16 protein-coding genes are annotated in these 12,166 nt (G+C 41.5%); 2 read left to right on the forward strand and 14 right to left on the reverse strand.

The window, feature by feature from the left end:
- Window positions 1–23: 23 nt before the first annotated feature.
- Window positions 24–656 carry a membrane lipoprotein lipid attachment site-containing protein gene (locus LCM11_RS07310; RefSeq protein ID WP_224893591.1) on the reverse strand — a complete coding sequence of 211 codons (633 nt, stop codon included), beginning with the start codon at window positions 654–656 and terminating at the stop codon, window positions 24–26.
- Window positions 657–1,012: 356 nt separating this feature from the next.
- Between LCM11_RS07310 and LCM11_RS07315 the strand changes: the two genes are divergently transcribed.
- Window positions 1,013–1,822, forward strand: coding sequence for a ZIP family metal transporter (locus tag LCM11_RS07315; RefSeq protein ID WP_224893592.1), 810 nt, complete (start codon window positions 1,013–1,015; stop codon window positions 1,820–1,822).
- 195 nt (window positions 1,823–2,017) lie between these two features.
- Here the strand turns inward: LCM11_RS07315 and LCM11_RS07320 are convergent, their stop codons facing one another.
- The 5 genes from LCM11_RS07320 to LCM11_RS07340 all read right to left on the reverse strand — a co-directional run bounded on the left by LCM11_RS07320 (window position 2,018) and on the right by LCM11_RS07340 (window position 5,224).
- Window positions 2,018–2,476: a hemerythrin domain-containing protein gene (locus LCM11_RS07320; protein WP_224893593.1), complete on the reverse strand. Its 459-nt coding sequence runs from the start codon at window positions 2,474–2,476 to the stop codon at window positions 2,018–2,020.
- A 273-nt stretch (window positions 2,477–2,749) separates the two neighbouring features.
- Complete coding sequence (locus tag LCM11_RS07325; protein WP_224893594.1) at window positions 2,750–3,145, reverse strand: VOC family protein; 396 nt, start codon at window positions 3,143–3,145, stop codon at window positions 2,750–2,752.
- A 157-nt stretch (window positions 3,146–3,302) separates the two neighbouring features.
- Window positions 3,303–3,467, reverse strand: coding sequence for a hypothetical protein (locus LCM11_RS07330; protein ID WP_224893595.1), 165 nt, complete (start codon window positions 3,465–3,467; stop codon window positions 3,303–3,305).
- A gap of 73 nt (window positions 3,468–3,540) precedes the next feature.
- A complete protein-coding gene (locus LCM11_RS07335) occupies window positions 3,541–3,723 on the reverse strand; it encodes a hypothetical protein (RefSeq protein ID WP_224893596.1) in 183 nt (60 codons plus the stop codon).
- Between the two features lie 163 nt (window positions 3,724–3,886).
- Entirely contained in the window at window positions 3,887–5,224 is a 1,338-nt protein-coding gene (locus LCM11_RS07340) for a short-chain fatty acid transporter (protein WP_224893597.1), read from the reverse strand.
- A 247-nt stretch (window positions 5,225–5,471) separates the two neighbouring features.
- Between LCM11_RS07340 and LCM11_RS07345 the strand changes: the two genes are divergently transcribed.
- A complete protein-coding gene (locus LCM11_RS07345; RefSeq protein WP_224893598.1) occupies window positions 5,472–6,233 on the forward strand; it encodes a sporulation protein in 762 nt (253 codons plus the stop codon).
- Between the two features lie 170 nt (window positions 6,234–6,403).
- On the opposite strand, the gene LCM11_RS07350 is transcribed toward LCM11_RS07345, so the two are convergent.
- The 8 genes from LCM11_RS07350 to LCM11_RS07390 form a co-directional block, all read right to left on the reverse strand.
- Window positions 6,404–6,865 carry an SRPBCC family protein gene (locus tag LCM11_RS07350; RefSeq protein WP_224893599.1) on the reverse strand — a complete coding sequence of 154 codons (462 nt, stop codon included), beginning with the start codon at window positions 6,863–6,865 and terminating at the stop codon, window positions 6,404–6,406.
- The gene (locus tag LCM11_RS07355) at window positions 6,865–7,209 is read right to left on the reverse strand and encodes a MerR family transcriptional regulator (protein ID WP_224893600.1); all 345 of its coding nucleotides are present in this window, start codon (window positions 7,207–7,209) and stop codon (window positions 6,865–6,867) included. Before LCM11_RS07355 ends, LCM11_RS07350 begins: the two co-directional genes overlap by 1 nt.
- Window positions 7,210–7,560: 351 nt before the next feature.
- Window positions 7,561–8,319, reverse strand: a complete 759-nt coding sequence (locus LCM11_RS07360; RefSeq protein WP_224893601.1) for a class I SAM-dependent methyltransferase — start codon at window positions 8,317–8,319, stop codon at window positions 7,561–7,563.
- A 37-nt stretch (window positions 8,320–8,356) separates the two neighbouring features.
- On the reverse strand, window positions 8,357–8,656 hold the full coding sequence (locus LCM11_RS07365; protein ID WP_224893602.1) for a TIGR04104 family putative zinc finger protein: 300 nt from the start codon (window positions 8,654–8,656) through the stop codon (window positions 8,357–8,359).
- A 66-nt stretch (window positions 8,657–8,722) separates the two neighbouring features.
- Window positions 8,723–9,073 (reverse strand): helix-turn-helix domain-containing protein, encoded by a 351-nt coding sequence (locus tag LCM11_RS07370; protein ID WP_224893603.1) that lies wholly within the window; start codon window positions 9,071–9,073, stop codon window positions 8,723–8,725.
- A 77-nt stretch (window positions 9,074–9,150) separates the two neighbouring features.
- Window positions 9,151–9,714: a GNAT family N-acetyltransferase gene (locus LCM11_RS07375; protein ID WP_224893604.1), complete on the reverse strand. Its 564-nt coding sequence runs from the start codon at window positions 9,712–9,714 to the stop codon at window positions 9,151–9,153.
- A complete protein-coding gene (locus tag LCM11_RS07380; RefSeq protein ID WP_224893605.1) occupies window positions 9,698–10,141 on the reverse strand; it encodes a GNAT family N-acetyltransferase in 444 nt (147 codons plus the stop codon). Before LCM11_RS07380 ends, LCM11_RS07375 begins: the two co-directional genes overlap by 17 nt.
- A gap of 1,154 nt (window positions 10,142–11,295) precedes the next feature.
- Window positions 11,296–12,141 (reverse strand): TetR/AcrR family transcriptional regulator, encoded by an 846-nt coding sequence (locus LCM11_RS07390; protein ID WP_224893606.1) that lies wholly within the window; start codon window positions 12,139–12,141, stop codon window positions 11,296–11,298.
- Window positions 12,142–12,166: the final 25 nt, after the last annotated feature.

Genomic DNA, 12,166 nt, shown 5'->3' on the forward strand with positions numbered 1-12,166 from the left:
ATCACCTTCAGCTTTTCTAATGGCTACTTCTCATCATTCAGTTCCATTTTAAAAACAATGGCATAGTCCTCATTCTTAACGGATGGAGGCAATGTCTTCAAATCCTCCGTCCCCCGGCCGGATAATTGACCCTGACTCGATCCTATTACATAAGCCCAGTAGATGGTTTCTCCCTTATTGAGCGTAACCCGTTCTTCCGGATGTTCAAATAGGAACGCTTTTAGGTCTTTGGGCTGCTCCGCTTGTCCCGCTACATATCCATCAGGTCCTCCGATCGTTAAATCATTCATGGCCTCCCCCATCCGAACTTGAAAAGAATGGAGAGCCTTCTTATATTTAGTATTCTCTTCAGCAGTAGACTGGGTGGTGATGTCATTGATCAGCTCCCCATTTTCGTAAACTTCAATGGTACTGATCAGGGCTTCTCCCTCTGGTACCTTTCCATCCACCGTGAAGAAAGTTTGATAATCAATACCGATCTGATTAACAAGCATTTTCTCGCGTTTGGAAAGCTTCGCCGGCTTTACCACCAGGGAAGATGAAGAAGCCTTTTGTCCATCGTTCCCTTCCTGCGCCTGCCCCGTTTCGTTTCCACCTTCATTTGTACACCCGGCAAGCAGTAGCGTCAATCCAATCAGAATCACAAATCTCTTCATTTCTTTAACCCCCATTCTCGTTTCTAACAAAAATAGATGATAACGTTCGTTCTTTATGATCATCTTCTGTACATACGCTTACGATTCTATTTACCGATAAGTTTCAAGCTATTGCTTATCGTACATACACATCATTTTCAAAGATTTGAGATTTAATAGGTGAAATAGGGGGTATATTCTTTTCGTTGCAAAGTTTTCACTAGTTCGAACTTTACCTTTTATAAGAAGACCTGCCCTAATATTTTACAAACGGGAAGTTTGACGTTCTCATAGCTTCTATGTAAAATGGCGTCATAAACAAATTTTGCACGTGTGCAATTTTTATAAAAAAACACAACATTGAGAGGTGAATAACTATGCTAGAAGCCTTTAAAGAACTCCATCCCACTATGCAAGCTTTTGTTGGTACGTTATTTACCTGGGGGATGACAGCTCTCGGCGCCGCTTTAGTCTTTTTTGTCAAAGGGACGAACCAGAAATTCCTTGATAGCATGCTTGCGTTTGCCGGCGGGGTTATGATCGCAGCCAGTTATTGGTCTCTTCTTGCTCCAGCGATTGAAATGTCATCTGAAAGTCCAGGGCCAGCCTGGATTCCAGCTGCTGTTGGTTTCTTATTAGGAGGCGTACTGCTGATGTTTGTCGATCGCATGCTTCCATCGATTGACACCGATCGTTACTTGCACGATATTAAAGATGATAAGGCTAAGAATCGAACAGCTCTGCTCTTTTTGTCTATGACCCTTCACAATATTCCAGAAGGACTGGCTGTCGGTGTAGCTTTTGGAGCTCTTGCTTCCCATATGACAGAATCGACGCTTGCGGGAGCTTTAGCACTCGCGCTCGGAATCGGCATTCAGAATTTCCCGGAAGGTACAGCCGTATCCATGCCGCTTCACCGTGATGGGATGGGGAAAAAGAAAAGCTTTTTGTTTGGTCAATTCTCAGGGATGGTTGAACCCATTGCAGCCGTCGTCGGTGCATCAGCCGTGATTGTCATTGAGCCTATCCTTCCTTACGCACTCAGCTTCGCCGCTGGTGCCATGATTTTTGTGGTGGCGAAGGAAATCATTCCTGGGTCCCATGAAAAAGGCAATGTCAATCTCGCGTCCATGAGCCTTATGCTCGGGTTCACGGTCATGATGACGCTCGATGTCGCGCTTGGCTAAATGAACACGAATCAAAACTGTCCAGAGTGATCGCACTCTGGACAGTTTTTTATCTCGGCTAAATCTCCACCATACCGACCATTCACTCTCATTGTTTAATGAACACGAACATGACAAGTATAAACCGGTTATAGTGCTTTTCTCTTTAAATAATAAATCTATAAGCGGGACAGGTCTTTCATTTACAAATATAACTTACTTTCCACTTACCGAATCTCTTTGAAAGCCACCTTTTGCTTCATAAAGGTATTTATCAGGTACTGCTTCTTCAATCAGTGGGAACAATTCTCTTTCTTCCAGTCGTATATGCTCATCCAGTAATTCGCCTAATTCATGAACTTTATCATAGGAGGTATGTTGACTTTCTCGAAGATGACGAATTAGACACCTGATTTGTGCATGTTGATAGAGCATCTGTTTGACCAAATCTTCATTAGGTTGTTCAGCATATTCAAGATAAACCGGTAGTAGAATATCCTCCTCATCCCTAAAGTGATTCTGGCCATCTTCTTTCCAAAAATCAATCATTTCCCTTATTAATTGCTTATAGTTCTTTTCGCTTTTTTCTGTCCCAGCTTTTTTCATTTCAAGAGCCTTCACTAAAGCGTGATGGTGGTGGTGGGAGAGTGGGATTAAAGCTTCATGTCTCTTCATGTCCATCCTCCTTTCGATAACACCTTCAAGACCACTAGGCAAGGGGAAGTTTCCCTAACTAGACGCATTATCAGCCATGAAATGCTAACTATTCCAAATAATAAAGAGTGAATACCATAGCTTGAAAGCGAGTCGTTCCCTGAAGCCCCTTTCTCCACCCAATATCTCGAAATTGAGTCTTCAACAATCCGGTCCGATTGTTAATAAGCCTCTTTTGAGCAAGCCACAACACTTGTTTACAGATTAATTGGCTATAGATATAAATAAATCTACCTATTTTGCATTTTCATCTGGCTGATGAAGACCAAAAATATTTCCTTCGCTATCCAGGAAGTATCCCTGCCAGGCCATTCCTGGCAGGGCATATTTCGGCATCGCGACCTGGCCATCATAATTTAAAATCTTAGATTCCACAGCATCGAAATCTTCCACCCCTATGGTACAGGCATAGCCATTCAGAGCCTGATTTAATTCAGGAGGAGCGCTTTGACGCTGCATTAAAGCTCCATTGATCCCAAGCTCCTTGTCATCGCCGGTCACAACTCCAAAATAAGGCATCCCGGCATACTCACTCCAATCTTCAAATGTCCATCCGAATACTTCACCATAAAAACTCTTCGCCCGTTCCATATCATCTACATGAATTTCAAAATGAACAACTCTTCCCATAAAGACCTCCTGTTGATATGTTTTTTAAACCTTTCCAATCGATCATTCAAGTATGTATATTCTATTTCTAGTTTGATACTCCTTCTTTATTCGTAAGTATCCTCCAAAGTATCTATTACTCTGAGTTCCCACTCATGATTCCAGAGCAATCTACTCCTTACTTATCACCATGTTTCCCGGACTTTATATTCGCTTTTATTTCCTCTAACAGTTGAGTCTGCTGGTCCTGCTTCTCCAATACCTTATTCGTTAACTTTTGGAGAGTATTTGTAATCGACCATAGAGAGAGGATGAGAACCAATATAATTAACAAACCGTTCATTCGTTTCACTCCTTTATGTATCATACACGTTATTCTTTTGATGCCAGATCGAGAAACAGATGGGGAGTCTTAGTCATCTTCTTGTTTCGTTATACCATTTAACGGCAAACCATACTGCAAGCAGTTGCGAGATAAACCCGGCTAACCATCCTATCGCAAGTGAATAGTTCACATAATCACTAAAACCTATGCCTCCTGAAATTAAGATAGATCCTAAAAGTATAAAAATAATGGTTAGTCTTTGATATTTGTTCATCTGCCTCTCCCCCATAAATAAACTTTTGCTAATTTATAAGCGGTTTTAAAGTGTACAGGTGTCTTTTTCTCGTTTAAAGTCATATAGACTTAATCATTTTAACTTTTGTCCAAACATTGAAAAAACGGAACCCCCATTATCGAAAGTCCCGCTTTTCAATGGATCAATTGATGAATAATAAAGCGATGGAGATCGGAATGAAACTCCAAAGAAAAATGATCACGCAGAATCCCATAATATCTTTCACTTTTAACCCGGCAATTGCAAGCAGAGGCAGAGCCCAAAATGGCTGAATCATGTTCGTCCATGAATCTCCCCATGCAACAGCCATCGCTGTTTTGGCGGTACTGACATCAAGATCCATCGCAGCCGGAACCATGATTGGTGCTTGGACAGCCCATTGCCCTCCGCCGGAAGGAACAAAGAAGTTAACAATTCCCGCACTAATAAAAGCAAACAAAGGAAATGTGAATTCCGTAGATATACTTACAAACCAGGAAGACATTTGCTCAGATAATCCAGAAGCCACCATCATTCCCATAATCCCCGCATAGAAAGGAAACTGAATGATGATACCACCTGCGTTTTTTACCGCTTCGTTAACACTGTTCAAAAAATTCCGAGGGGTTTTATGAAAAAGAATCCCTAGGAACAGGAATAGAAAGTTGACGATATTGATATTTAAATCGAGACCATTCTGTACGAAAAAGTAAATAACAAACGATAGCCCTAATAACCCTATAGCGATAGAAACGATGGCGCTGTTTTCTAAACGTTCGGCAGGCGTCATCTGCTCAGCAGTTGCTGCAAGCTCTTCTTCCGCCCGATCTTCATGTAACAGTTCTAGGTTATTTTTGCTCAAATCACCACTGGTCTTTAACAGCCATAAATTTAGAATTGGCAGGAACAATAATAGAATAAATACGATAAATAAGTTCATACCGCTAAAAAGAGTCTCTGTAATCGGGACCGAACCAATCGTGTCCGAAAGAAAATGATCTTCCGTTGCAATCGTAAGAGGGATGGAACCAGACAATCCTCCGTGCCACAGTAAAAATCCACTGTAGGCACTGGCCATTAATAATCGATAATCTACGCTTGGTACACGTCTGGCTACGTGAATCGCCAGTAAAGCTCCCACGACTAAACCGAATCCATAATTAACTAAACACGCTACCGCTGCAGTAAAAGAAACTAACAAGATAGCCTGGCCTGGCGTTTTAGCAAGCGTACTCAATCTCTCTAGCCCACTTTTAACAAGCGGGGTGTTGGCTAATATGTATCCTGTTACAACAATTAAAGACATCTGCATGGCAAAAGCTAATAAATCCCAAAACCCGTCTCCCCAGAATTGAACCATTTGAACGGGAGAACTTTCTGTAAAACCAATCCCAAGACCAAACACCACGAGTGTTAATATGACCGCAAACAGGAACGCATCCGGTAGATACCGCTGAACCAGTCGATCAAAAAACAAAGTCATTCCTCTAAGCAGCTTCATCACCCCTCCATTTTGTAAACGTTTTCAAAATGATCTAACATGTTCTAGTCTCTCTGAAATGAATGGAAAATTCAAGGGAGATTAAAGAAATTATATCCCGTCCAATTAAACTGCTATGTAAAATACTCTTTAACAGGTAACCCTTAAATTCATAAAAAATTCCTAATTTAAACTCTGACCCTCTACGAAAAAAGTTGAACCTTTTCCCATCATTTTTTCGTATAATCAAGGAAAGGAGGAGATAGTGATGTTCAAGAAATTTTTAGCAAGTGTAGGTGTAGGAGCCGCTAAGGTAGACACTCAGTTGGAAAAAGCACAGTTTGTACCAGGTGAAGACGTACACGGGAAAGTCGTCATCAAAGGTGGAGATGTAGAACAATCCATCGACTCCATCCACATTTTCCTCATGACAGAAGCTCTCCGTGAATCGGGTGATAAGAAGATTAAAGAAAAAGTGGCGATTCAAAAGTACCCAATCGCCCATCAGGAGACCATCAAGGAAGGGGAAACGAAAGAAATCCCATTTACGATTCAGCTTCCGTACCATACCCCTGCTTCCCTCGGAAGACTGCCGCTTTGGTTTGAAACCGGCCTTGATATTCCGATGGCTCTGGATCCAGAAGACCGCGACCCGATTAAGGTTTCTCCTCACCCTTACATTGAAAAAGTGCTGGACGCCATAGAGAACAGACTCGGTTTCCGGCTTAGAGAAGTGGAAATGGAGTACTCCAAACACTTGGGTTATGTGCAGGAATTCGAATTCGCCCCGGTCGGAGAATACCGTTCTTACTTAGATGAACTGGAAGCGATTTTCTTTTTAAAAGAAAACCATCTCGATGTGATGCTTGAAGTGGACCGACGTGCTCGAGGTCTTGGCGGGTTATTTGCAGAAGCCCTGGAAATGGATGAAAGCCGGACAAAAGTCACGCTGACGAGTCAGGAACTAAATGGCTCGTTGGATAGTGTGGCACGCAAGCTGCAGCAAACCATTGATCAATTTAAACAATGAGAATACACGTCCTGGGGGCTCTCTGGACGTGTTATTATGAATCAAATTGAGCGTTAAGCTTATGGTATCCATTCACAGGCACCCTATTGCTTCTACCTATGTGGTAAGAAGAGGGGGCGCAGTGGTATCCCATTTTCCCATGCAAAAAAAGGAGCGGCTGCGCTCCTTTTTTACGTCTTCGCTTCTGCTTTTAAAGCTTCTTCCTCTACCCTATCCATAAATTCGTGGACAACCTTTTGATTGTTCTTCTTACTTCCCAGCTTCATAAGCGCCCTGCCGACAAAGTTCACTCCCTGGTTCTTCCCTTCATAAATAAAGCGGGTCCTGTTCTCCTCCATTTTTTCCAGCGTAAAAGAGAAAGTAATCTCGAACGCCTTCGCCAAGGTAAAGCTGAGTTGTTTATATTTTTTGTCATCCGTATCTTCATAACCCACTGTTTCCACAATATAGGTTTCTACTCGTTTACCCTCCTGATACTTTTGACGATACTGAGATCCTACTCCACCCTCTTCTATGTGCACCGGTTCGTTCTCAATTACTTTCGGCATAATGAGCGGCATGTTCTCTTCCTGAAACAAGGTCCATACGGTTTCAATATTCGCGTCAATGATGCGCTCCTCTTTCCATTCCATTATTCATCCGACTCCTTTCCAGACTCGATAAACTCATTAATATCTTCTATCTTCGCACGCAATTCTTCAATCTCAGCCTCAATATTTTTCCTTTTATCCAGCAATAACTTTTCCAGATTGTTAAAGGATTGATCATTCATAACGGTCTTCATTTCCTGAATGCTCAAGCCGAAGCCACGCAGCTTCCCCAACAATAATGCGAGCAGGTAGGATCCGTCGTCGTAGTATCGGTATTGGTTGGATGGATCGGTAAAGACAGGTTCTAAAAGCTCGACTTCGGCATAGTAACGTAATGTTTCTTTGCTTAATCCTGTTAAAGCTGAAAACTCGCTGACTTTATACATGAGGACGCCTCCTCTTCTCTTTTAGCTTAAACTATGGGGTACACCACACAGTCAACAGAAATTTCGTTTTGTGAATGGAAACCGTCGTGATTCTAAGCAAACTAATACGCTATCCCATAGTTATCGGCTATACCAACCTTCCAATTATGAAATAAAGGGCATCGCCGGTTTATAGATTGACGTAGTGGTAAAGGATTTTAATGAAGGAAGAATGCAGGAACAGAAGAGGGATACTCCGTTTTTTAACGCGGATGGTGTGGCCTAATGACAAGGATCCCTTCCCTTTGAGGCGCTTAAGAAAGGACCAACCCTCCTGCATTATCTCCATTCGTAATTATTCTAAAATGAGGCTTATTTTTTTGCAGTGAGGTAAAGCTCGGCAAATTCATGAGGAATGGTTAGGAAAGGATCTTTCTCTACCTCCTGCTGCATTTTGTTCAGTCCTTTCTCATATGCTTCGTCACTGATTAACGTGAGTACGGAAATATCCCGGTTTACTGCATACGGAAGATAGTCCGCCACCGCGACCTCCTCACGGCGATAGTCCACGTGCAACTGCACTTCAAGACCTGCTTTCGTAAGGGCTTCATAAATCACCTCATGATGCCAGAATCTTTGTACATCCTCTTCATAAGCTTCAGGAAAATAGTGATATACCCACCATTTTGGCATGGTGTGAATAGCAATATTATGCATCTTATACAGTCCATTGACACGTAGAACACGGGTGATCTCATCTATAGCTTTTTCTTTTTCCATATAATGATGGAACGAATAATTATTCATTATGTAGTCAAATTGGGCTGACTCAAATGGCATATTTTCAGCATAACCATGAACCAACTGAATGGATTCAAGCTTTTCTTTCGCTCTTTCAAGCATGGCTTCCGACGCATCCAATCCAGTCCACCGAACGTGTGAATCATGGAATAACGGAACTTGCTTAGCAAGGTAAAGACCTGTTCCGCATGATAAATCGAGTACTTCGAAATTCTCTTTCTTATGTTCCTTCATATAAGCCATTAAGGTCGTGTCCTTCTCTAATTCATCAATTCGATAACGGTTGTGATCATAATGATCAGCAATACGAGAAAAATCGGTTTCTTTCATACATAAATCTCCTCTCTCTTTTCATAACCTGGCCCCATTACCAGAGTGGCTCCTCATCATCGGATAATTCCATAATGAACGGCTGTATGCACACCACAAGGACTCCCGTTCCTATTAAGAAAAATAAAAAGAACGGGGAAGAGTTATCGAACAAGATGGCTATCAACATGACGAGAGGAATAAGAAGAATACTTAGGCTGCTTTTCTTTCTGCAGGCAGCCGTCAGGTATTGCTTCTTGCCACAGTAAGGACAAGTCATGCCTGTAGCTAAGGTAAGGGATTTTTTTATCGTTTCGATCCATCTCCATTCTTCTTTACAGTTTTTGCATACAGGCATCTATCTCATTCCTCCACTCTTTACATTTGGATATTAACAAATTCTACAAACAATTTATTGGGAATTTTATGTACCTTTATCAAAACTGGCAGCTTCCGTTTCCTCCAGCCATTGATCTACCGCTTTGACCGGAAAGTAGTATTCATAGCCAATCTGTATGTAGGGAATCTGGCTCTTCGTGACGTTTCCATCCTTTTGCGGCAGGATCTTTTCTAATTGTTCCTGCTTAATACCTAAGTATTCTTGTAATTCCAGGTGGGTCATTAATTGATCTTTCACCTGTGGCTTCACTTGTACCTGTTCCACCGCAGGCTCGGCGCGATTGCTTTCTTTTAACGCATCGGCGATCATCCAGGATCCTGCTAAAATACATATTCCTAAAAAAATTTGAGCTAGACTGCCCGCCATTTGTTTCATGATATCCTCCATTCAACTATCTATTTATCCAGTATAAAAACGGCTTTTATTGATCGATTTGTTCCGACTCCTTCCAATTAAGGATTCTCGGTATTTCTATCCTTCCAGGCCTGCCTGGTCAGTTTCATATTGATAGAGTCTATCCCTTCTCCTTCAAATTCAAGATCATCTTGATCTATACTATATTCCACAAACCCTAGCCTTTCATAAACTTTTCTGGCGCGAGGATTAAATTCAAAAACACTAAGGGTCAACTCATGCAGGTCCGTATGCTGAAATACGTAATCAATGATAAGCCCTGTCGCTTCTGTCCCTAAACCGCGGTCCCTTCCCCCTGGACCGATCAGCGTCCTGAAATTCATGCTGTGGCTTCCTTCATCGTACAGATTAATCACTGATTCCCCTACCAGCACTCCCTGACTCCGGTCTACGATAGCGAGATCCAGACGATCAGGCTGCTCATTTCTTGTCGAATACCATTCCTTCAGCTTTTCTTTATTTATAGGGGAAGTGCTTCCTGTCAGTTTTTGAACTTCCGGGTCGTTAATACATTCTTCTATATAGGGAAGGTCTCCCTTTTGAAAAGGTCTCAGAATAACCTTTTCTCCTATAATACGAGGTTTTTTACTGAAATCTATCATCCGGCATACTCCTTTTCATTCGAATCACTCTTCCCTCAACTTCCCTACCTATTTCCTCCATCCCGAGCTTTCGGTAAAAGCCAAGGGCAGAAGTATTTTCCGGTGCTACCCTTAAATGATACTCGTTTACAAGATGTTTTTTGAAAAACTGAACCGCATAATGGTCTAATTCTTTTCCTTTACCCAATCCGCGCTTCTCAGGTATCAAGTAAAATAAATGGACGTAGCCTATCAGTCTTCCTTCATATGCAGTAATAGACAACTCTAACTGACCGATATAATGACCATCTTCTTTTACTAAAACGAAGCCTTCGGGGAAAGCAGTGATTTTAGATTGTATCCAGCGGAGATAATCTTCCTCTTCTCCAAAATTTGATAAATCGCCAAAGCTTGCTTTGAATGAATCTTTTCGAAACTCTATGATCATTTCCTTATGCCTGCTTATATTTATTTCTTCGAACTGCAAAGCTCAATCACTCCGTTCTTTCAAGCTCAGCCTCTCTTCTCCTCTTTATCCCTATTCTCTTTTTCAAACCAAAAATCCTTGTTACAGATGTCTGACAGGCCAGTTAATTTGGCTCATTCTTTGATTAAGTCTCCCGATATCTGCTTGGCTTAAAATAAATAAAGGGACGTTCCTTCCTACCAGAAAACATAGTCTTCCACTCTTTCTTCTTCATTGGCGTTACTTCAATATTTACGCCTTCATCTTTTAATTTTTGGATGCTCCTATTAAAAGTTTTAGACATTGCTCTATTCACTCCCTTTTGAGTGGCATCATGATATGGTTTTATTCATTTTTCCTCTTTATCTATAAAAAAAGTGACCTACACGATGTATAGGTCACTCAATACAAAAAAGACCTCTACCTCGACGGTAAGGTCTTGCTAACAGCACTCACTGCCAACAAAGCCGAGAGTGAGTCCCACTCTGGATTGACGACTTTGCTGTAAAAGCTACTCCCCTTATTAGGAAACTATTCAATTACACTACTAACATAAACGGAAATGACCGGATAGTCAATGGATAAAACAGGATAATGTTTTTATTCTTCTAACTTTGACTTGATGGTCATATCGATAGAAAGACCAATGGAACATCCAGACAATGAGCGAGCCCTTCTTGAATTACAAATAACTCTGTTAATCCTCAGTGTTGAATATTTCAGATAAGCTAAAGTTTGTTGAAGACTTGATTTCGAGACTTTTGTAAGAATTTGGTCCTGCGGGAGAAGGATCTAGGCGAGACCCCACAGGGAGTGACAGCGACCGAGGAGGCTCCTAGTAAAAGGAGGATCGACTAAAGTCGCCACGTCCTGTGGCAACGTCGATCGACCCTACATCGTGTAGGGCCGCAGGAAATTGTTCAAATGTGGAATCACCCCGAAAGACACGACCAGCATAAGCCGATCATCAAAAGGATGGCGGTTTTTCAATCCGTTGATGATCGGCTTATGTCTCGAGTGTCTGGGTGATGGAACAAGACGAGTTGTTTCCGCAGCCATCCCTCCTCTATAATAAGTAACGGACCAAAGATATCTCGAAACTGAGTCTTCAACTGTCCTTTAGTGTGATCACTGTTTTAAATAAAATACGCTCTTAGTTTAGATGCTAAATCTAAATACTCTTCATGTTTTTCAAGATTAGACGCCATTCCTTTGACCACTGCTACACGCGGAGAAGGGCGTTCCAATTCAAGAACGAGGACTTCAGCAGTATCTTTAATACCCTGATCTACTTCTGACACCGTGACTTCTTTTAACTCCCGGATCACTTCATCCAGTTGTGAGAGATTGAAGTCATCAGGAGTCATCTGCTCGATGATTTCCTCCGTGATAACGGGAGTATCCTTATTTTCCATAATCCCCTTCATCATGTAATCCACCTTCGAGACAATAGAGTCCGCTACTTCTAGAAAGTTAAACTCCACGTTATCCACGATGATTAAATCAATATAATTACTGACTAAGCTCTGAGTAATTAAGCTTCCTTCCCAGGCATAAGCCTCCGCCTCTTTTCCATAGAGGGAAATCAAATGATTTTTATAAAACAAATACGAATGGTAGCGCATCTTTTTAATAAGCTGCTCGATATTTTCATTAAAAGGAATAACTTGTTCACGGATTTGCATAATAATAAATTCCCTGTGATTCGCCACTTCCTCGATTGTAATTTTCAGCTGTTGGGCAAACTTTTCTCGTGGTTCAAGAGGCTCGGAAGAAACTTCATTAACCCTCCGCTGCATTCTTCTCCAGTAATGCTCAAACAATTCATATAACAACTCATCTTTAGACTTGAAATGAAGATAAAAAGCACCTTTGGAAATATTGCATTCTTTAGCAATTTCCTGCACGGAAGTAGAACTGAAACCTTTTCTTGCAAATAGCTTGATCGCTTGCTCTATAATATTCTTTTTCTTTGGATCCATATTGATCGTAACCCTTTCTTTACAT

Origin of the sequence: Halobacillus halophilus (genome assembly GCF_020171985.1) — a bacterium.
Classification (GTDB): domain Bacteria; phylum Bacillota; class Bacilli; order Bacillales; family Halobacillaceae; genus Halobacillus; species Halobacillus halophilus_A.